General features: G+C 49.6%; 21 protein-coding genes. 9 read left to right on the top strand and 12 right to left on the bottom strand.

What is annotated here, in order from left to right; translation table 11 throughout:
- The first annotated feature begins 33 nt into the window (after positions 1-33).
- The 6 genes from ACTHSP_RS04440 to ACTHSP_RS04415 all read left to right on the top strand — a co-directional run bounded on the left by ACTHSP_RS04440 (position 34) and on the right by ACTHSP_RS04415 (position 4,527).
- Entirely contained in the window at positions 34-243 is a 210-nt protein-coding gene (locus ACTHSP_RS04440) for a heavy-metal-associated domain-containing protein (protein WP_003674677.1), read from the top strand.
- Positions 244-342: 99 nt separating this feature from the next.
- Positions 343-2,505, top strand: coding sequence for a heavy metal translocating P-type ATPase (locus ACTHSP_RS04435; protein ID WP_440345710.1), 2,163 nt, complete (start codon positions 343-345; stop codon positions 2,503-2,505).
- Between the two features lie 72 nt (positions 2,506-2,577).
- A complete protein-coding gene (locus tag ACTHSP_RS04430; RefSeq protein WP_440345709.1) occupies positions 2,578-3,060 on the top strand; it encodes a sel1 repeat family protein in 483 nt (160 codons plus the stop codon).
- Between the two features lie 86 nt (positions 3,061-3,146).
- Positions 3,147-3,404, top strand: coding sequence for a hypothetical protein (locus tag ACTHSP_RS04425; protein WP_440345708.1), 258 nt, complete (start codon positions 3,147-3,149; stop codon positions 3,402-3,404).
- A 122-nt stretch (positions 3,405-3,526) separates the two neighbouring features.
- Entirely contained in the window at positions 3,527-4,093 is a 567-nt protein-coding gene (locus ACTHSP_RS04420; protein ID WP_440345707.1) for an SGNH/GDSL hydrolase family protein, read from the top strand.
- 119 nt (positions 4,094-4,212) lie between these two features.
- Positions 4,213-4,527: a CsbD family protein gene (locus ACTHSP_RS04415; protein WP_063068178.1), complete on the top strand. Its 315-nt coding sequence runs from the start codon at positions 4,213-4,215 to the stop codon at positions 4,525-4,527.
- Between the two features lie 64 nt (positions 4,528-4,591).
- Here ACTHSP_RS04415 and trpD read toward each other — a convergent pair whose 3' ends face one another.
- Positions 4,592-5,620: an anthranilate phosphoribosyltransferase gene (trpD, locus tag ACTHSP_RS04410; protein ID WP_049322694.1), complete on the bottom strand. Its 1,029-nt coding sequence runs from the start codon at positions 5,618-5,620 to the stop codon at positions 4,592-4,594.
- Positions 5,621-5,708: 88 nt separating this feature from the next.
- Positions 5,709-6,299 (bottom strand): aminodeoxychorismate/anthranilate synthase component II, encoded by a 591-nt coding sequence (locus tag ACTHSP_RS04405; RefSeq protein ID WP_440345706.1) that lies wholly within the window; start codon positions 6,297-6,299, stop codon positions 5,709-5,711.
- A 175-nt stretch (positions 6,300-6,474) separates the two neighbouring features.
- On the opposite strand from ACTHSP_RS04405, the gene ACTHSP_RS04400 reads away from it, so the two are divergent.
- From ACTHSP_RS04400 to kdsA, 3 genes are all read left to right on the top strand, one after another.
- Positions 6,475-8,016, top strand: a complete 1,542-nt coding sequence (locus ACTHSP_RS04400) for a YdgA family protein (protein WP_440345705.1) — start codon at positions 6,475-6,477, stop codon at positions 8,014-8,016.
- A 78-nt stretch (positions 8,017-8,094) separates the two neighbouring features.
- Complete coding sequence (gene panD / locus ACTHSP_RS04395) at positions 8,095-8,478, top strand: aspartate 1-decarboxylase (RefSeq protein ID WP_003678944.1); 384 nt, start codon at positions 8,095-8,097, stop codon at positions 8,476-8,478.
- A gap of 74 nt (positions 8,479-8,552) precedes the next feature.
- The gene (kdsA, locus tag ACTHSP_RS04390) at positions 8,553-9,395 is read left to right on the top strand and encodes a 3-deoxy-8-phosphooctulonate synthase (protein WP_440345704.1); all 843 of its coding nucleotides are present in this window, start codon (positions 8,553-8,555) and stop codon (positions 9,393-9,395) included.
- A 57-nt stretch (positions 9,396-9,452) separates the two neighbouring features.
- On the opposite strand, the gene mutL is transcribed toward kdsA, so the two are convergent.
- From mutL to trpE, 10 genes are all read right to left on the bottom strand, one after another.
- Complete coding sequence (mutL, locus tag ACTHSP_RS04385; protein ID WP_440345703.1) at positions 9,453-11,417, bottom strand: DNA mismatch repair endonuclease MutL; 1,965 nt, start codon at positions 11,415-11,417, stop codon at positions 9,453-9,455.
- A gap of 36 nt (positions 11,418-11,453) precedes the next feature.
- Positions 11,454-11,936, bottom strand: coding sequence for a GNAT family N-acetyltransferase (locus ACTHSP_RS04380; protein ID WP_440345702.1), 483 nt, complete (start codon positions 11,934-11,936; stop codon positions 11,454-11,456).
- Positions 11,937-12,008: 72 nt separating this feature from the next.
- Positions 12,009-13,145 (bottom strand): 5-(carboxyamino)imidazole ribonucleotide synthase, encoded by a 1,137-nt coding sequence (locus ACTHSP_RS04375; protein WP_440345701.1) that lies wholly within the window; start codon positions 13,143-13,145, stop codon positions 12,009-12,011.
- Positions 13,146-13,228: 83 nt separating this feature from the next.
- Positions 13,229-13,798, bottom strand: coding sequence for an RNA 2'-phosphotransferase (locus tag ACTHSP_RS04370; protein WP_440345700.1), 570 nt, complete (start codon positions 13,796-13,798; stop codon positions 13,229-13,231).
- Between the two features lie 98 nt (positions 13,799-13,896).
- The gene (locus ACTHSP_RS04365) at positions 13,897-15,309 is read right to left on the bottom strand and encodes a hypothetical protein (protein ID WP_440345698.1); all 1,413 of its coding nucleotides are present in this window, start codon (positions 15,307-15,309) and stop codon (positions 13,897-13,899) included.
- 3 nt (positions 15,310-15,312) lie between these two features.
- Positions 15,313-15,936: a hypothetical protein gene (locus ACTHSP_RS04360; protein ID WP_440345697.1), complete on the bottom strand. Its 624-nt coding sequence runs from the start codon at positions 15,934-15,936 to the stop codon at positions 15,313-15,315.
- Between the two features lie 9 nt (positions 15,937-15,945).
- Positions 15,946-16,269 (bottom strand): hypothetical protein, encoded by a 324-nt coding sequence (locus ACTHSP_RS04355; RefSeq protein WP_440345696.1) that lies wholly within the window; start codon positions 16,267-16,269, stop codon positions 15,946-15,948.
- 3 nt (positions 16,270-16,272) lie between these two features.
- On the bottom strand, positions 16,273-17,220 hold the full coding sequence (locus ACTHSP_RS04350; protein WP_440345695.1) for a hypothetical protein: 948 nt from the start codon (positions 17,218-17,220) through the stop codon (positions 16,273-16,275).
- A gap of 3 nt (positions 17,221-17,223) precedes the next feature.
- The gene (locus ACTHSP_RS04345; protein WP_440345694.1) at positions 17,224-17,847 is read right to left on the bottom strand and encodes a hypothetical protein; all 624 of its coding nucleotides are present in this window, start codon (positions 17,845-17,847) and stop codon (positions 17,224-17,226) included.
- Positions 17,848-17,910: 63 nt separating this feature from the next.
- Positions 17,911-19,386 (bottom strand): anthranilate synthase component I, encoded by a 1,476-nt coding sequence (gene trpE, locus ACTHSP_RS04340; RefSeq protein ID WP_440345693.1) that lies wholly within the window; start codon positions 19,384-19,386, stop codon positions 17,911-17,913.
- Positions 19,387-19,422: the final 36 nt, after the last annotated feature.

The following is a 19,422-nucleotide window of genomic DNA, read 5'->3' as shown; positions in this document are numbered from 1 at the left end:
ACCTCAGCCTCATTCCAACAGAAAGGAAACCCTATGCAAACCATCACATTAAACATCGAAGGCATGACCTGCGGCGGTTGCGTGAAAAGCGTTACCAGCATCCTCGAAGGCGTAAACGGCGTGGACAAGGCCGAAGTGAGCCTGGAAAACAAGAACGCCGTCGTGGAATTCGACCCCGCCCAAACCAACCCCGCCGCGCTGATAGAAGCGGTGGAAGACGGCGGCTTTGATGCGGCTTTGTAAATCGAATCGCAACAAATCGACTGCAACACCCCAAAGGCTACCTGAAAACCCTGCTCCGCTTTTTTCAGGTAGCCCAACCACATTCAGAAGGAAGAAACCATGCAACAAAAAGTCCGTTTCCAAATCGAAGGCATGACCTGTCAGGCCTGCGCTTCGCGTATTGAAAAAGTGTTGAACAAAAAAGATTTTGTCGAATCGGCAGGGGTGAACTTCGCCAGCGAGGAGGCGCAGGTTACGTTTGACGACAGCAAAACTTCCGCTGCCGACATTGCCAAAATCATTGAGAAAACCGGCTACGGCGCGAAGGAAAAAACGGAAGACGCGCTGCCGCAGCCCGAAGAAACCGCGCATGTAAGCTGGCGGCTGTGGCTTTTGCTGGCCATTAATATTCCGTTCCTTATCGGCATGGCAGGCATGATGATCGGGTGGCACGATTGGATGATTCCGCCGATGTGGCAATTTGTGCTGGCAAGCATAGTGCAACTTTGGCTGGCCATCCCGTTTTACAAAAGCGCGTGGGCGAGCATTAAAGGCGGACTGGCGAATATGGATGTGCTGGTTACCATCGGTACAGTGTCGATTTATCTGTATTCTGTCTATATGCTGTTTTTCAGTCCGCATGCGGCGCACGGCATGGCGCATGTGTATTTTGAAGCAGGCGTGATGGTGATTGGTTTTGTGTCGCTGGGCAAATTTTTGGAACACCGCACCAAAAAATCCAGCTTGAACAGCTTGGGCTTGCTGCTCAAACTCACGCCGACCCAAGTCAATGTACAACGCAACGGCGAATGGCAACAGCTTCCCATCGACCAAGTGCAAATCGGCGACCTTATCCGCGCCAATCACGGCGAACGCATTGCCGCCGACGGCATTATTGAAAGCGGCAGCGGTTGGGCGGACGAGAGCCACCTTACCGGCGAATCCAATCCCGAAGAGAAAAAGGCAGGCGGCAAAGTGTTGGCAGGCGCGCTGATGACCGAAGGCAGCGTGGTGTACCGCGCCACGCAGCTCGGCAGCCAAACCCTGCTCGGCGACATGATGAATGCGCTCTCTGAAGCACAAGGCAGTAAAGCACCGATTGCGCGCGTAGCCGATAAAGCGGCGGCGGTGTTTGTGCCTGCTGTCGTGGGCATCGCGCTTTTGACTTTTATCGCCACTTGGCTGGTTAAGGGCGATTGGACGATTGCGCTGATGCACGCCGTTGCCGTTTTGGTGATTGCTTGTCCGTGCGCGCTCGGTCTGGCGACCCCTGCCGCGATTATGGTTGGCATGGGCAAAGCAGTGAAACACGGCATTTGGTTTAAAGACGCAGCGGCAATGGAAGAAGCCGCCCACGTCGATGCCGTCGTGCTGGACAAAACCGGCACGCTGACCGAAGGCAGGCCGCAGGTTGCCGCCGTTTATTGCGTTCCCGACAGCGGCTTTGACGAAGACGCTTTGTACCGCATCGCCGCCGCCGTCGAACAAAACGCCGCCCACCCGCTCGCCCGCGCCATCGTCTCCGCCGCCCAAGCGCGTGGCTTGGAGATTCCTGTCGCACAAAACGCGCAAACCGTTGTCGGCGCAGGCATTGCCGCCGAAGTGGAAGGCGTAGGTTTGGTGAAAGCAGGCAAAGCCGAATTTGCCGAACTGACCTTGCCGAAGTTTTCAGACGGCGTTTGGGACATTGCAAGCATTGTTGCAGTCTCAGTTGACAACAAACCTATCGGCGCATTCGCACTTGCCGACGCATTGAAATCTGATACCGCCGAAGCCATAGGCCGTCTGAAAAAACATAATATTGATGTTTACATTATGAGCGGCGACAACCAAGGTACGGTCGAATACGTAGCCAAACAACTGGGTATCGCACACGCCTTTGGTAATATGAGTCCGCGCGATAAAGCTGCCGAAGTGCAGAAACTCAAAGCTGCCGGCAAAACCGTGGCGATGGTCGGCGACGGCATCAACGACGCACCTGCGCTCGCCGCCGCCAACGTCAGCTTCGCCATGAAAGGCGGTGCGGACGTTGCTGAACACACCGCATCCGCCACACTGATGCAGCATTCGGTCAACCAGCTCGCCGATGCCCTGCTGGTGTCGCAGGCAACTCTGAAAAACATCAAGCAAAACCTGTTTTTCGCCTTCTTCTACAATATTTTGGGCATTCCGCTCGCCGCGCTTGGCTTTCTAAACCCTGTTATCGCAGGCGCGGCAATGGCGGCAAGCTCGGTTTCCGTGTTGAGCAATGCCTTACGCCTGAAACGGGTGAATATTGAGTGATAATATAAAGGCCGTCTGAAGACTGTTTTTTCAGACGGCCTGTCATTTAAGTATTTTTGAAGGAATAATCATATGAAAACACTTCGTTTATTGTTTGGCTTGGCATTGGTTGTTACTGGGTTTAGCGTGCAGGCTGAGGATTACAGCGAGAAGCAGCACGATAAGCTGATACGAGAATGTAATCGAAACAATCTGGAGAGTTGCGTCACTGCGGCCATTTGGATGCGCGATTATCTTGAAGCGCCTGCTCATGCGTATCCGTTTCTGAAAAAAGCCTGCGATGGCGGCAATATGCGCGGCTGCAATGTTTTGGGTAATCTGTATCTCAATCCGTCCAGCGGTTTAGGCATGGATTATGCCGCCGCGGTCAAGCTCTACGAGCGAGCCTGTAAAGGCGGTTATGAAAATGCCTGTACCAATTTTGAAGAAACTAAAGCAGAGATGGCGCAAGGCAATACACCAGACCGCGACAGCCGTTTAAACCAACTGAGCGAATCTTGTGCTTTGGAAAACGAAGCTGCTTGTCAGGCGTTAATGATGGAAATGCAACGTTGAGTATGACGTTAAGGCCGTCTGAAATCGGTTTTCAGACGGCTTTCAATCTATATTTTCTGATTGAGTGATCCACTGGGAGATGTCGTATGGACATGATGTTGTTTACCAATATTGTATTGATTGTTTTATGTATTTTTACCATGTTGCTGGTGTGGTCGCGCAACTGGAAACGCAAGCAGGCGTATTTTGAGAAAATCAAAAGTAATCCGGAAAACCTCAAATGGGTTGGGCAAAATCTGACCGATCAGGAATGGAAGGATTTGAAAGTCGTAAGCGACCGTTTTGGGCTGCCCATGTTGCAGGCCAAGCAATTAATTGATTTTTATAAAAACAGTCAGCGTTAATTGATGATTTAACGATAGAACTTGACTGAAGTTAAGGCCGTCTGAAATAGCACTCTTATAATAATATAAGTGATATTTCAGACGGCCTTACTGTTGGTTCAAATAAAGGGAGGAGAACAAAAATGACTGTTTACTTAATCGGCGATTCCGTTCGGCTTGCATCTGAGCCTTACACGCGCGCCGCTTTGCCTGAGGTGGATATTGTTTCTCCATCGGAAAACTGCCGTTCGTCGCATGATGTGTTAGAGCATATCGGGCAATGGACAGAGGGCGCGACTGTGGGAGACATTATCCACATCAACTGCGGTTTGCACGATATCCGCCACAATCAAGGCTGTAACGGGCCGGGGGCCGATATAGAAACCTACCGCAACAACCTGATCCAAATTTTCGATTATCTGAAACAGGCAGGGGCAAAAATTATTTGGGCGAGCAGTACGCCCTTTTTGGAAAGCGTACACAATATCGTCAAACCCTCGCGCCGCTATCTGGCTGATTTGAAGGCCTATAACCGTGTGGCGGAGGATTTGGCAAGGCAATATGGCTTTGCTGTCAATGATTTATACAGCCTGATGTTTAAGCAGGATTTGACTGATGTGATGCTGTGTGACGGGCTTCATTTCAACGAGTTTGGCAGTAAGATGATAGGCGAGGCAGTAGCCGAAGCGATATTGAAACAGATGGATTGACCTGATTTAACTCGTTTTATCATGTTTTGGCTTTCAGACGGCCTTTAAAGTTGAAACGAAGCCCCCGATATAAGATAATGTAGCACTCATCCTATCAACATTAATCCAGGAGTATAACCATGAGCGGCGAATTAGATAAAATCAGCGGTAAAGTAAAAGAAGTGGCTGGCGATGTATCCAGCAATGCTAAACTTGAAGCTGAAGGCTTGGTTCAACAAGGCGTTGGCAAAGTAAAAGAAGCAGCATCAGATATTGAAAGCAAAGCCAGTGACGCTTTAGAAGAAGGTAAAGCAAAAGGTTCGCAATTGTTTGAAGAAGCTAAAGAAAAAGCAACTGCTTTAGCCGATGAAGCCAAAGAGAAAGTAGCACACTTGGCTGAAGAAGCCAAAGAAAAAGCTGAAGGCTTGATTAATGATATTAAAAGCAAATTTTAATATTTAAAGAATAAAAGGCCGTCTGAAAGATTTTTCAGACGGCCTTTGTTTATGGTTTTAAAGCTTAGGCAAACTGTTTGCCAAATTCGATAAATTCGTCTTTTTTGGCTTTGGCCTTGCCGGAGTCGATGGCTTCTTGAGCGGCTTTGACACCGTCTGCCAGCGAAGCGACCACGTTTCCTGCATAGAGCGCGGCGGCGGCATTGAGGACGACGATATCGCGTGCGGCACCGGCTTTGCCGTCCAGCACTTCGTTCATTTTTTGCAGGGATTCTTGCGCATTTTCGACTTTGATTTCGTCTAAATTGCGGCGGATTTCCATGCCAAAATCGGCTGGGCTGATGTCGTATTCGGTAATTTTTCCGTCTTTCAGTTCGGCAACGCGGGTTTTGCCGGTCAGCGTGATTTCATCCAAACCACCTTCGCCGCACACAACCAAAACATGTTTGGAACCAAGCTGTTGCAATACGCGGGAAAGAATGCCGCACAAGTCGATGTGGAACACGCCCAAGAGTTGGTTTGCCGCGCCGGCAGGATTGGTCAGTGGGCCCAAGATATTGAAGATGCTGCGGAAACCGAGCGAACGGCGGACAGGGGCAACATAGCGCATGGCGCTGTGGTGGTTGGGTGCGAACATAAAGCCGATGCCGGTTTGCTGAATGCTTTGGGCAACCTGTTCGGGGTTGAGATTGAGGTTGGCGCCCATTTGTTCCATGACATCGGCAGCGCCGCTGGATGAAGAAACGGAGCGGCCGCCGTGTTTGGCGACTTTCGCGCCTGCTGCTGCCGCGACAAACATGGAAGTCGTCGAAATATTGAAGGTTTTGGCACCGTCGCCGCCCGTGCCGACAATATCGACCAAGTCATCGGCGTTTTCCAGTGGCACTTTGGTGGCAAATTCGCGCATTACGCTGGCTGCAGCGGTAATCTCGGAAACGGTTTCAACTTTAATCCGCAGGCCGGTCAGGATGGCGGCGATTTGCTCGGGCGGAACTTGGCCACTCATGATTTGGCGCATGAGGTCGGTCATTTCATCGTAGAAAAGTTCGTTGTTGCTGATGAGGCGTTCAATCGCTTGTTGAGGGGTAATCATGATTTTTCCTTTGTTCGTGTCCGATGTGATTCAGGCCGTCTGAAAATGCGGTTTGAACATTGTCAAACTCCTTTCAGACGGCTTTTCATTAAGATTTTTGCGGGCGATAGTCTTTGAATTCTTCCAAGAAGTTTTTCAGCATATCGTGGCCGTGTTCGGTCAGCAGGGCTTCGGGGTGAAACTGTACGCCTTCGACGGCATATTCTTTGTGGCGTACGCCCATGATTTCGCCGTCTTCCGTCCAAGCGGTAATTTCGAGGCAGTCGGGCAGGGTGGAGCGGTCGATGGCCAGGCTGTGGTAGCGCGTGCAGTTGACCGGATTGGGCAGGCCTTTAAACATGCCTGTGCCGTGATGGAAAACGGGGGAGACTTTGCCGTGCATCATCGTTTGCGCGCACACGACATTGCCGCCGAACGCTTCGCCTATAGTTTGATGGCCGAGGCACACGCCCATGACGGGCAGCCTGCCGGCAAAGTGCTGCATAGCTGCAACAGAAATGCCTGCCTCTTTAGGGGAACAAGGGCCGGGGCCGATGACCAGATATTGCGGCTTTAGGGCTTCGATTTCTTCGATGGTGATTTCATCGTTGCAACGTACCAAAACTTCCTGCCCCAATTCGGCAAAGTATTGGACGATGTTGTAGGTGAAGCTGTCGTAGTTATCAATGAATAAAAGCATTTGCAAACCTTTAATGACATTTTGGCAGACAGGGTAAGGTCTGCCAAAATTGTAAAAATCGTTTATGTTTGCATAATATCACAATCTTTACCTAAAGGCCGTCTGAAACGGCGGATAAGACAAAACAGCTAAAAAATGCTATGCTTTACGCTTTGAACCTAATCTGTTTGAAGTGATGAAAAAGTATCTTATCCCGACTGCCGCCGTTGTTGTCGCCGCTGCGCTCGGCACGCCTTATTATCTTGGTGTCAAAGCGGAAGAAAGCCTGACCGAGCAACAAAAGCTGTTGCAGGAATCCGGTTTCCTGACCGTTGAGTCCCACCAATACGATCGCGGCTGGTTCAGTTCAACCGAGACGACCGTCATCCGCCTCAAGCCGACCCTGCTTCAAAATACGCAAAAATACCTGCCGGACAATTTGAAAACCGTCCTGCAAGAGCCGATTACGGTCATTAACCATGTGACACACGGCCCGTTTGCCGGCGGCTTCGGTACGCGTGCCCACGTGGAAACCGAGTTCCAATACCATCCGGAAACCAAAAAAGTTTTAGACCGCTTCTTCGGCCAGCAAACGCCGTTGACCATGACCAATACGGTTTACCTTTCCGGCGACGGCAAACTCAGCCTCAATATTCCCGCCTTCGATTATGAAGAGCTTTCCGGTATCAAGCTCAACTGGAAAGGCTTTAGCGGCAATACCGATTACAGCCAAGGCTTCAAAAGCTATCGCCACGATTACCTTGCGCCGTCTTTGCAAGTCAAATTGGCCGACAAAGGCGATGTGTCTTTGGAAAACCTGCGCTTCCAATCCGAAACGGAAGACGGCCTGACCAAACTTGCTTTGGGTAAGAGCAGCATTACGCTGGATAAATTCCTGCTGCAATGGAAAGAAAACATTGATTACAACGTTAAGTTGAATGAGTTGGTCAACCTTGTGACCAACCTGCAAATCGGTGCATTTATCAATCCGACCGGCACGATTGCTCCGTCTAAAATCGAAGTCAGCAAACTGCGTTTCGATACCCAGACCGGCGAAGTCGATAAATTCATCAACAGCGAAGGCCGCTTCCAATTTGAAAGCCTGACTTATGGCGAAGATAAATACGGCCCTCTGGATATTAATGTCGCTGCCGAGCATTTGGACGCCGCATCACTTTTGGCATTGAAAAACAAAATTGCCGAAGTGTCCGTGAAGAAAATGAGCGAAGAAGAAATTCAGGCTTCCTTGATTCAGACGGCCAAAAACGAGGCTTCGGGCCTGTTTACCAACAATCCGGTTTTAAACGTCAAAACTTTCAAATTTACCATGCCTAATGGTGATGTCGATGTCAGCGGCAAGCTTGCCTTTAAAGGTTTGACGGCCAAAGACCTCAACAGCCTGGGCGATATGCTGAAAAAAACCGAAGCCGACTTCAACATGAGCGTACCGCAAAAATTGTTGGAACAACTCGCCGTTAACCAAGCAAGCAGCCTGTTTAGCGTCAATGCCGAAGATGAAGCCGCAGGCCGTGCCAGCATCGACGATATCAACGAGACCTTGCGCCTGATGGTAGACAGCACCATTAAAAGCATGGCAAGCGAAAAATATTTGTCCTTAGAAGACGATAATGTCAAAACCCATCTGACTCTGCAAAACAGCGAGTTGAAATTAAACGGAAAAGTCCTTCAAAGCGACCCGGAACCCGAGTTTGATGAATCAGACTTTCCCAATAACTAATCCTCAATCACACAAACAGCGGTTTTAGCTTCACTGAAGTTAAAACCGCAAATCAACCCACAATCAAAAAGGAAACCCATGTTTCGTACCATGCTCGGCGGCAAAATCCACCGTGCCACCGTTACCGAAGCCGACCTCAACTACGTCGGCAGCATTACCGTTGACCAAGACCTGCTGGATGCGGCAGGTATTTGCGTGAACGAAAAAGTCGCTATCGTCAACAATAACAACGGCGAACGTCTTGAAACCTACACCATCCCCGGCGAACGCGGCAGCGGCGTCGTTTGCTTGAATGGCGCGGCTGCGCGTTTGGTTCAAAAAGGCGACATCGTGATTATCATGTCTTACGTTATGTTGTCCGAACCCGAAATTGCAGCGCATGAGCCGAAAGTCGTCCTCGTCGATGAGAACAATAAAATCCGCGACGTGATTTCTTATGAGCCGCCGCACACCGTGTTGTAATATTCAAACAAAGGCCGTCTGAAACGTTTCAGACGGCCTGTTTCCCAAATTCAACTTATCTGAAAGGCTTTGCCGTGAATATCCAAATCAACAACATCACCGTCAGCAACGATGCGCCCTTTACCCTTTTCGGCGGCATCAATGTCCTTGAAGACCTTGACTCTACGCTGAAAGCCTGTGAGCAATACGTTAAAGTAACCGATAAGCTCGGCATCCCTTATGTGTTCAAAGCCTCTTTCGACAAGGCAAACCGCTCTTCCATCCACTCTTTCCGCGGTGTGGGTTTGGACGAAGGCATGAAGATTTTTCAAGCGGTGAAGCGCGAGTTTAACGTTCCCGTGATTACCGACGTTCACGAGCCTTACCAATGCCAACCGATTGCCGAAGTCTGCGATGTTATTCAGCTGCCTGCCTTCTTGGCACGCCAAACCGATTTGGTGGTGGCAATGGCGAAAACCGGCAATGTCATCAACATCAAAAAGCCGCAATTTCTCAGTCCGTCTCAAATGAAAAACATTGTGGAGAAATTCCAAGAAGCAGGCAACGAACAAATTATTTTGTGCGAACGCGGCGCAAACTTCGGCTACGACAATTTGGTGGTCGATATGCTGGGCTTTGGCGTGATGAAAAAAACGTGTAACAACCTGCCCGTTATTTTTGACGTAACCCATTCCCTGCAAACACGCGAATCCGGTGCCGCCGCATCTGGCGGCCGTCGCGCCCAAGTATTGGACTTGGCGCTTGCCGGTATGGCAACCCGATTGGCCGGTTTGTTCCTTGAATCTCATGCTAATCCCGACCAAGCCAAATGCGATGGCCCAAGTGCATTGCCGCTTGCACAATTGGAAGACTTCCTGACCCGTGTTAAAGCAATCGATGAAACCGTGAAATCGTTTGCGCCTATGGATATTCGTTAAGGGCAAATAAGTTAAAAGGCCGTCTGAAAGCATTTTCAGACGGCCTTTTTATTGGCATTACTGTCCGCGTAAAAACAACGCATCCAATTCTTTTAAAGTCAGTTTGACCCAAGTCGGACGGCCGTGGTTGCACTGGTTGCTGCGCGGTGTGTTTTCCATATCGCGCAGGAGTGCGTTCATTTCGGGCAAAGTCAGTTGGCGGCCGGCGCGGACGGAGCCGTGGCAGGACATGGTGGCGAGGATGTGGTTTTCGTGTTCCTCGATGGTTTGGCTGCTGCCGACTTGGGTGAGTTCGCCCAATACATCTTTGGCCAGTGAAACGACGTCGGCTTTGCCGAGCATGGCGGGAACTGCGCGGACGGCAAGGGTATTACCGCCCATGTCGGACAATTCCAGCCCGAAGCCTGCCAGCGTTTCGGCATGATCGGCAAGGGCGGCACATTCTTCGTGGGATGCGGCAAAGGTTACGGGAATAAGCAGACGCTGGCTTTGCAGGTTGCCGTTTTCCTGACGTTGGCGTTTCATTTTCTCGTAGTTGACGCGCTCGGCGGCAGCGTGCATATCGATGAGCAACAGACTGTCTTCTGCTTGGGCAAGGATGTAGATGCCAAGTAATTGGGCAATGGCAAAACCGAGCGGCGGCAGTTCGGATTGTGATGGAAGGCCGTCTGAAAGTGGCGTATCTGTTTTGGGAGTAGGCATTTCAGACGGCATATTGCCGAAACGTGCCTGCTCGAATTGGCCCAACTCAAGGTCGATGTCGTCGGTTTTTTTGTAAAGCTCGGCGTAAGTATTCATGGCCGCGCGGCTTTCGCGCAGGGACAGGCTGCGTTGTTGCGGCGCACGCGCTGCTTGGTAAGGCATGGGCGCGGTTTTGCCTGATGTGCGTGTATCGGATTTGTTGCCCGTCGGGTAGTTGGATGCGCTATCAAACAGATTTTCGCTGTCGTTTTCAGACGGCATTGGTGCAGGCGTAACGCCGGTAATGTCATGCAGTACTTCGCCTGCGTTGCTGACGCTTTCGGTCAAGTCGGCGCGCGTGTCGGCAAGGGCTTTGTTGAGCGTGTGGAACACGAGTTGGTGTACTTGTTGGCTGTCGCGGAAGCGGATTTCGGTTTTGGTTGGGTGTACGTTGACATCCACGGCTTCTGGCGGCAGGTCGAGAAAGAGGACGAAAGCAGGCGTCAGCGCGTTGTGCAATACGTCTCGGTATGCCTGCTTGACGGCATGGAGCATGACTTTGTCGCGGACAAAACGATGGTTGACGAAGCAGTATTGTTTGTCAGTTTTGCCTTTGGCGAAAGTCGGCTTGGCAATCGCGCCATAGAGCCGTAATGCGCCATTGCCGCTGTCAATTTCCAATGAGGCCGTCTGAAAATCATCGCCGACAATGGCGGCGATACGTTCATGCAGGCTTTGTGCAGGAAGTTTGAACACTTGTTTGCCGTCGCGTTTGAGTGAGAAGGCAATGTGCGGATGCGCCAGCGCGAGGCGTTCGAGCATGGTAGCGCAGTGGGCGTATTCGGTGTTTTCAGATTTGAGGAACTTGCGCCGCGCCGGGGTATTGAAGAAGAGTTCGGCGGCTTCGATGGTGGTGCCGACGGGGTGGGCGGCGACGGTGGGGCTGCTGAGTTTGCCGTCTTCGGCTTTGACTTGGGTCGCATGCGTGCTGTCTTCTTGACGGCTGGTCAGGGTCAGGCGGCTGACGGAGGCGATACTGGCCAAGCCTTCGCCGCGAAAGCCCATGCTGGCAACGTGTTCCAAATCGTTTAAGGTTTTGATTTTGCTGGTGGCATGGCGGTGTAGTGCAAGCTCGATGTCGTCCGTATGGATACCGCTGCCGTTGTCGCTGACGCGAATCAGGCGGATGCCGCCGCCGGCCAGCTCGACATCAATCGTCGTCGCGCCTGCATCGATGCTGTTTTCAACGATTTCTTTCAAGGCGTTGGCAGGACGTTCGACCACTTCGCCGGCGGCGATTTGGTTGACAAGATGGTCGGGCAGGGCGGCAATTCGGGACATCGGTTTCTTTCAAAAAAGCAACAGAGGAAGGGGAAATTACAGGTATTTGCGCATCAATTCGCATTCGACGCGGATGGTTTTGTTCAGCTGCAATACGGCAGTGCCGAGCGATTCATAACGGTTGAGGCGATAAAAAGGCACGGAATTGAGCGAGGCATACAGTTTGAGAAAGCTGAGACCTGCATTTCGTGCCATTTCTTCGGCGCGGCTGAGCAGGGCCGTACCCAAGCCGAGATTGTGGAAGAGCGGATGGACGTATAGGGCGTCCAGTTGCGCTTCTTTGAAATCGACTTGGAAGAAGCCTTGAATCAGCCCTTTGTATTCGACCACCCACAATGCTTTGTTTTTATCGGAGATGGTTTCCAAATAGCTGTTGATGTCGAGCAGACTTTCCCATGTGTGCATAATGGTTTCATCGTAACTGCGGATGCAGGCGTATTGAACGGCATGCAGATGGGCGTTGTGTATGGCTTGGCAGTCTTTTTCGGTTGCCGGACGGAGGATGGTCAGAAGGCTCATGGCGGATGGTCGGAAAAATTGATTTCAGACGGCCTTTAGCAATCAAAGGCCGTCTGAAAAAAGTGGGTAAGGTTACAGGCTTTGATGTAAGGTTTGTGCGGTTTGGAACGCGTTGTCCGTATCGTTGGCCAAGACGGTAAAGTGGCCCATTTTTCGGCCTTTGCGCGCGGCTTTTTTACCGTAAAGATGCAGATGTGCGTTCGGGTTGCTTTGCAGCGGCAGCCATTCGGGTTCGCCGCCGTCTTCCTTCCAAACGTCGCCCAAAATATTCGCCATACAGCAAGAACTCAGCAATTTAGTGTCAGCCGGAGGCAGGTTGCACATCAGGCGGACCTGTTGCTGGAATTGGTCTGCCGCGCAGGCGTCGATGGTATGGTGGCCGGAATTGTGCGGACGCGGTGCGATTTCGTTGACGACCAATTCATGCATATCGCCGACAACAAACATTTCTACTGCCAATACGCCGACGTAGTTCAATTCATCGGCTAAACGCTGCGCCATTTGTCGCGCTTGTAGCTGAATGTCGGCACTCAGTCGGGCTGGGACAATGGAGTAGGCGAGGATACCGTTTTCGTGAATATTTTCGGCAGGGTCGAAAGTTTGCACGTTGTCATTGTTCAGACGGCATACGATAACGGAAATTTCGCCGCGCAAGTCCACCATTTTTTCCAAAACGCAATCCACACCGCCGTGTTCGGCAAACGCGGCTTTGAGTTCATCCAATGTTTTTACGCGGATTTGGCCTTTGCCGTCGTAGCCCAAAGTGGCAGTTTTCAGGATGCCGGGCAGAAATTGTACGCTGTCTTCAGTAATGTCTTCGGCCTTGCAAACTGCTTGATATGGTGCGGTTTGCAGGCCAGCTTTGCGTATCCATGCCTTTTCCTGAATGCGGTTTTGCGCGATGGCAACGCAGTCGCCGCTGGGGGAAACATTGGTGTGTTTGGCGAGAAAACGCATCGCGTCGGCATTGACGTTTTCAAACTCGGTCGTAACAGCCGCGCATTTTGCCAATTCTTCCAAAGCGGCCGGGTCATCAAACGGCGCACACAAATGGCGGTCGGCAAATTCCGCTGCTGGCGCATTCGGGTCGGGATCGAGTACGGTTACTTTGTAGCCCATGGTTTTGGCAGCAACAGTAAACATTCTGCCTAATTGTCCGCCGCCAAGAATGCCGAGCATAGCAGGAGGGAGGATGGGGGATGTGTTCATGGATAATCGCTTTATGAAGAAATTGTGTAGGGTGTTTGCGGGCTGTCTGAAAATGGTTTTACGGCTTCAGACGGCCTGATGTTTTAAAGTTTGCCGATAAATTGCGGCGGAACGTTTTCAGTTAACCATACGCCGTTGTCCGCCAAATAAAATTGATGTCCTGCCGCAAGCATGGCGACAGTGTCGATGGTCAATACAACCGGCTTGCCGTGGCGGGAGCCGACGTTGACGGCTGTTTCGGCATCGGCAGACAGATGGACAAAATGGCGCGAGGCAGAATGCAGGCCTTGCTCCAAAATAGACGGAACAGAGTGCTCAGCCGTACCGTGATACAAAATCTGAGGAGGCGTTGCCACTTTGTGTTCGACCTGAACTTGTGCCGTCGAATGACCTTGCGCCGCGCGGATGCGTTTGCCGTCTTCAGAAAGGGTAAACCGTTTTTTATCGTTGTTTTCGACCACTTCCAGCAATACTTCGTAGGTCAGCGGATTGCCCGTAAAGCCGCGCTCGGGATGATTTACCTGTGTCAGCAGGGTATCAATATCCACCCAGCCGTCTTTATCCAAAGTAATGCCGATTTGCTCAGGATGATGACGTAAGATAAAGCTAAGGAATTTGCTGATGGATTTTAGTTGTTTTTCGTTTAGTATCATTATGCCCATTTTAGACTGATATAGTTTAGAAGATCAGTATTTAATTTTTATAGTAGCCTAAAAATTTCTAGAGATTATAGGCTTTACTTTTGACAGTATTAACGAACTATTCCCATACTTTGTGAATGATTCATCTGTTTTTCCATTTCACGTTGTTCAGCTTCTAACTGAAAGTTTTGTTCAGTTTTCAGTATATCTTTAAAGCTTTCTCTGGAATCAATGTTCATTGCTTCATTGACATCAACTTTAGCGATTCGGAGAAAAGTATTATCCTTATGCATGACGCCCAGACAGTTATCTTTTGTGATGTTGAATGCCATAATTTCAGGAAGTTTTTTAGCATAGGCTTCAGCAGTTAAGGCCGCAATACCGTTCTGGATACTGTCTTCTGAATAAGGCAGATGATGTTTTTTTATAAATTCAGTAAATTTGTCTGTAATTTGCGCGTGAAGTTTTTGCGCCTGCTCTGGCATATTTTTGAGAGAATAAGGATAGTTCTGCTCTTCGGTTTCAGATTTAGGGTTAGTAATCGGAACATACTCAAATTGATTGTCACCATTGATGGTATGATCAAAGTATTGCGGTGTTTTCGGGTGGGATTTGTCGTAATACACTCTGCGGCGGTCTTCATCACCCAAGTCCAGGCCGTTGATCTCGAGCTGACGCTCTTCCAGTCCCAGCCCCTTCATATCGATGACCAGCTTGGCTTTTGGGTCATGTGCGTAATGCTTGCGCACGATGTAGCCAATGACGTGCGCCGCATAGATGTTGCGGTAGTCCGATTCGCCGTGCGGCCCCAGTTGTGCCTTTTCGGGCGGCTGGTCGTAATAGGTATGGGCAAGGATTTCTTTTTGGCTGTCGGAGACAGTCATATCGGGATTGAATTTCAATCCTCGGGTAGGGACAATCTTTTTATTTCCAAGTGCAGTTTCATCTAAAAAATACTGCTCGTATCCGAATCCTTTACCGACAACCTCTTGCAGGCTGAGATTGGTTTTCCCCTGCTGTTTCTGTTCGTAGCTGACGACAGCATTCCAGCCCGCAATCATTGCCAACGCCTCATTGTTGCGTTCGGCATCCAGCAAATCTTTCAGTGGTTTGGTATAGTCTTTGCGCTTGGCATCGCTTTCCGCAATTGTGTTGATTTCGGCAAGTACCCGGTTTTCCGTTTCTTTATGTCCCTGTTCGTAGTAAAAGAAACCGTGCTGCATTTCATGGCCAAGCTGGAAGATAAGGGATTTTTGTTCATCCGGCGTTTCTAGCTGTGACAGATTAATGGAAATCCGGGTTTTACTCGCATTGTAGCTGGCGCCGGCATGCGGATTTTTATTGACAGCCAGTTTGTCCAAATAGCCCTTTTCCGCTGCGGTATTGAGTCGTTCGGTTAATATGGGTGATGCTGTTACGGCGGCAATCAGATTGTGGTATGCATCCGAGTTTTTGCCGTTGGGGAGCGAATTTTGGGCAAAGTCGTCCAATATCTTTTGCAGTTGAGGATTGATCTGATTCATGTTTTATGACCCTGGTTTAAAAATATTGAAAGTAATTTCATTGATGCATTTATGCAGTACCTTTTGTGCACTTTCCCCCTGATAAAAGACTTTCAGATGTGATTTATAGCCGTTTGGATATTTTTTTTCATAGCCGTTGAAAGGCTTGCCCAAACGTCCCTTCCCTGTATAGGTAAACCCCGCCTGCTCCAGAAGCGGATGGAACTGATCCAAATCCATCTGGCAAATCGGTGTAGCAGGGGGATACCCCCCTCCATCACCGAAATATAAACGCATTGTCCCACTTTTATCCAAATCGAAATTAATCCACCAGCTCCAGCCGGTATTTCCAAAATTATTGCCTGCATAAAAATCCCATGCTGAGTTTTCTTCTTTGCTATATGGGACTAAGTTCATTTTCATCACCTTTTCCGCCGTTTCAATTCTAAAATCTTCTGGCGATTTGGCGTAGTGTAAGAAATCCAATACCTTGGTCAGCACTTCAGGTGCAGTCAGATTCGGTCTTCCGGCAATCTGCTGTTTGTCTTGATTCATCATGTTACCCTCCTTTGCGGGTATGGGGTTTGCGGTGGAGCAGGCTGAAAGCAGCAGCCCGATGGTCAATGCGGTTGCGATTGTGTATTTCATGGGGTTCTTTCAAAACTGGGAAGCTGATCTTTCAGACGACCTTTTGTCAAGAAACGTCGTCTGAAACAGCAGCCTCGTTTTCAGCTGCGACAGATTAATGGAGATCCGGGTTTTACTCGCATTGTAGCTGGCGCCAGCATTCGGATTTTTATTGACCGCCAGTTTGTCTAAATAGCCCTTTTCCGCTGCGATATTGAGACGTTCGGTCAATACGGGTGATGCCGTTACGGTGGCAATCAGATTGCGGTATTCGTTTGAGTTTTTGCCGTTGGGGAGCGAATTTTGGGCAAAGTCGTCCAATATCTTTTGCAGTTGAGGATTGATCTGACTCATGTTTTATGACCCTGGCTTGAAAATATCGAAAGTAATTTCATTGATGCATTTATGCAGTACTTTTTCTGCACTTTCCCCCTGATAAAAGACTTGGAGATCTGCTTCGTAGCCATTCGGATATTTTTTTTCATAGCCGTTGAAAGGCTTACCCAAGCGTCCCTTCCCTGTATAGGTAAATCCCGCCTGCACCAGCAGCGGATGGAACCGGTCCAAATCCATCTGGCAAATCGGTGTGGCAGGGAGATCCTCTCCTACATCACCGAAATGTAAGCGCATTTTTCCGGATTGATCTTTTGTAAAATTAATTGACCAGATCCAATTGCTGTCGCCAAACTTATTACCGATATAAAAATCGCTATAACCATCTGTACGTTCCAGCAACTTTAAATTCATTACTTTCCCTGCCGTTTCAATCTCAAAATCCTCAGGTGATTGGGCATAGCGCAGGAAATCCAATACCTTGGTCAATACTTCGGGTGCGGTCAGATCCGGTCTTCCGGCAATCTGCTGTGTATCTTGATTCATCATGTTGCCCTCCTTTGTGGGTATGGGGTTTGCAGTGGAGCAGGCTGAAAGCAGCAGCCCGATGGTCAATGCAGTTGCGATTGTGTATTGCATAGGGTTCTTTCGAGGCAGGGAAGCTGATCTTTCAGACGACCTTTTGTCAAGAAACGTCGTCTGAAACAACAGCCTCGTTTTCAGCTGCGACAGATTAATGGAGATCCGGGTTTTACTCGCATTGTAGCTGGCGCCAGCATGCGGATTTTTATTGACCGCCAGTTTATCCAAATAGCCTTTTTCTGCTGCCGTATTGAGCCTTTCGTTTAATGCATGAGAAGCAGTTACTGCAGCAAGCAGATTACGGTATTCATCTGACTTTTTGCCGTTAGGTAGAGAGTTTTGGGCAAAGTTGTCTAAAACAGTTTGCAGCTTAGGATTGATTTTATTCATTTTCTACAAACCTTTTTTAAAAACAAGAAAGGTAATTTCATTGATACAGTCATGCAATACTTTTTCTTTGCTTTCCCCTTGGTAGAACACATTAAGATGAGATTTATATCCATCCGGATACGTTTTTACGTAACCATTAAAAGGTCTGCCCATATGTCCTTTACCTGTGTAAATAAACCCCGCCTGCTCCAGCAGCGGATGGAAATGATCCAAATCCATCTGGCAAATCGGTGTAGCAGGGGAATACCCCCCTCCGTTACCGAAATATAAGTGCACTTTCCCGCTTTTCTCTTTTGAATTGAAATTAATCCACCATCCCCAGCCGGTATTTCCAAAGTTATTGGCTGCATAAAAATCCCATGCCGATTTTTCTTCTTTGCTATATGGGGCAAATTTCATTTTCATTACTTTTTCCGCTGTTTCAATCCGGAAGTCATCGGGTGATTGGGCATGGCGCAGGAAATCCAAAACCTTGGTCAGCACTTCGGGTGCGGTCAGGTTTGGTCTTCCAGGTGTGGTTTGTATATTCTGATTTATGGGTTTACTCTCTTTTGTAGTCATTGTGTTGACGGAAGAACAGGCTGAAAGCAGCCCAACAATTAATATAGTTGCGGTTCCGTATTTCATGGTTTTTTCTTTAGAGATAAGTTTTCTTTTGGATAAACTTCAGTCAAAAAGGCCGTCTGAAAATTATTTATCCAGCCCTTCTTGCACCATTTGTGCTGCGCGGATTACTGCGCGGGCTTTGTTCTGCGTTTCCTGCCATTCGGAGGTTGGGTCGGAGTCGGCAACTACGCCTGCGCCGCTTTGGACGAAGAGTGTATTGTTTTTAATCACGGCAGTACGGATGGCAATGGCTAAGTCCATGTCGTTGTTGAAACTCCATACGCCGACTGCGCCGCCGTAGATGCCGCGTTTGCTTGGTTCGACTTCTTCGATGATCTCCATGGCGCGGACTTTGGGGGCGCCGGAAAGTGTGCCTGCCGGGAAGGTGGCAGCGAGGATGTCCATGTTGGTCATGCCGTCTTTCAGACGGCCTTCGACGTTGGAGACGATGTGCATTACATGGGAGTATTTTTCAATCACCATTTTGTCGGTGACTTTGACTTCGCCGGTTTTACTGATGCGGCCGACGTCGTTGCGTCCTAAGTCAATCAACATGACGTGTTCGGCAATTTCTTTGGCATCGCTCAGCAGGTCTTGCTCGTTGGCAAGGTCTTCGGCTGGTGTTTTGCCGCGCAGGCGAGTACCGGCAATAGGGCGGACGATGACATCGTCGCGTTCGCGGCGGACAAGGATTTCGGGCGAAGAGCCGACAATATGGAAATCGCCGAAATCGTAGTAGAACATATACGGCGATGGGTTTAGCGTACGCAGGGCGCGGTAGAGGGCAAGCGGATTATCGGTAAATTCCATGCTCATGCGTTGGCTGGGGACAACCTGCATGCAGTCGCCTGCAAAGATGTAGTCTTTGATTTTATTGACGCAGGCTTTGAAAGGTTCTTCTCCAAATTCGCTGACTGCTTGGGTTTGTTTGCTGCCGAGGGAAAGCGGGATGGCACAACTTTGGCGTAACTGGGTACGGATGTCTTCAAGACGTTCGCGTGCGCGTTCATAGCCGTTGGCTTGAGACGGATCGGCATAAACAATCAGGTAGATTTTGCCGCTTAGGTTATCCACTACCGCAAGCTCTTGCGAGAGCATCAGGAGGATGTCGGGCGTGCCGAGGGGATCGGCTTTGGCCGTATGTTTCAGGCGGTGGGCAAAATGTTCGAAATTGTAGATGGTTTCATAACCGAAATAGCCGACCAGGCCACCGGTAAAGCGTGGCAGGTTTGGGATTTCTGGCGTTTTGAAGCGGTTGTGGAAGGCTTCGATAAAGGGCAGGGGATTGCCGTCGTGTTGTTCGACGATTTCGCCGTTTTGATACACATCGACATGTTTGCCGCTGGTTTTGAGATAGTGGCTGCAAGGCAGGCCGATAAAGGAATAGCGGCCGAAGCGTTCGCCACCGACAACGGATTCGAGCAGGTAGGTGAAAGGCTTGTTGGCAAGTTTGAGGTAGATTGAGAGCGGTGTGTCCAAGTCGGCAAGCAGCTCTTGAACGAGTGGAATGCGGTTGTAACCTTGTGCGGCTTGGGCTTGGTATTCTTGTTTGCTGATCATCTTGATAAGTCTTTCAGACGGCCTGTTTTAGGGTGT

This window comes from Neisseria sp. P0001.S005 (genome assembly GCF_051963715.1).
The sequence above is the reverse complement of the archived record's forward strand: the minus strand, read 5'-3'. Positions and strand labels throughout refer to the sequence as shown.

Bases quoted from the DNA above. Each gene is read 5' to 3' on its own strand.
- ACTHSP_RS04375 (WP_440345701.1), bottom strand. From the start codon at position 13,145: ATGAACACATCCCCCATCCTCCCTCCTGCTATGCTCGGCATTCTTGGC.
- ACTHSP_RS04360 (WP_440345697.1), bottom strand. From the start codon at position 15,936: ATGAAATACACAATCGCAACCGCATTGACCATCGGGCTGCTGCTTTCA.
- ACTHSP_RS04415 (WP_063068178.1), top strand. From the start codon at position 4,213: ATGAGCGGCGAATTAGATAAAATCAGCGGTAAAGTAAAAGAAGTGGCT.
- trpE (WP_440345693.1), bottom strand. From the start codon at position 19,386: ATGATCAGCAAACAAGAATACCAAGCCCAAGCCGCACAAGGTTACAAC.
- ACTHSP_RS04440 (WP_003674677.1), top strand. From the start codon at position 34: ATGCAAACCATCACATTAAACATCGAAGGCATGACCTGCGGCGGTTGC.
- ACTHSP_RS04420 (WP_440345707.1), top strand. From the start codon at position 3,527: ATGACTGTTTACTTAATCGGCGATTCCGTTCGGCTTGCATCTGAGCCT.
- trpD (WP_049322694.1), bottom strand. From the start codon at position 5,620: ATGATTACCCCTCAACAAGCGATTGAACGCCTCATCAGCAACAACGAA.
- ACTHSP_RS04430 (WP_440345709.1), top strand. From the start codon at position 2,578: ATGAAAACACTTCGTTTATTGTTTGGCTTGGCATTGGTTGTTACTGGG.
- ACTHSP_RS04350 (WP_440345695.1), bottom strand. From the start codon at position 17,220: ATGAATAAAATCAATCCTAAGCTGCAAACTGTTTTAGACAACTTTGCC.
- ACTHSP_RS04345 (WP_440345694.1), bottom strand. From the start codon at position 17,847: ATGAAATACGGAACCGCAACTATATTAATTGTTGGGCTGCTTTCAGCC.
- ACTHSP_RS04365 (WP_440345698.1), bottom strand. From the start codon at position 15,309: ATGAATCAGATCAATCCTCAACTGCAAAAGATATTGGACGACTTTGCC.
- ACTHSP_RS04425 (WP_440345708.1), top strand. From the start codon at position 3,147: ATGGACATGATGTTGTTTACCAATATTGTATTGATTGTTTTATGTATT.
- ACTHSP_RS04370 (WP_440345700.1), bottom strand. From the start codon at position 13,798: ATGATACTAAACGAAAAACAACTAAAATCCATCAGCAAATTCCTTAGC.
- ACTHSP_RS04400 (WP_440345705.1), top strand. From the start codon at position 6,475: ATGAAAAAGTATCTTATCCCGACTGCCGCCGTTGTTGTCGCCGCTGCG.
- mutL (WP_440345703.1), bottom strand. From the start codon at position 11,417: ATGTCCCGAATTGCCGCCCTGCCCGACCATCTTGTCAACCAAATCGCC.
- ACTHSP_RS04355 (WP_440345696.1), bottom strand. From the start codon at position 16,269: ATGAGTCAGATCAATCCTCAACTGCAAAAGATATTGGACGACTTTGCC.
- ACTHSP_RS04380 (WP_440345702.1), bottom strand. From the start codon at position 11,936: ATGAGCCTTCTGACCATCCTCCGTCCGGCAACCGAAAAAGACTGCCAA.
- ACTHSP_RS04435 (WP_440345710.1), top strand. From the start codon at position 343: ATGCAACAAAAAGTCCGTTTCCAAATCGAAGGCATGACCTGTCAGGCC.
- ACTHSP_RS04405 (WP_440345706.1), bottom strand. From the start codon at position 6,299: ATGCTTTTATTCATTGATAACTACGACAGCTTCACCTACAACATCGTC.
- panD (WP_003678944.1), top strand. From the start codon at position 8,095: ATGTTTCGTACCATGCTCGGCGGCAAAATCCACCGTGCCACCGTTACC.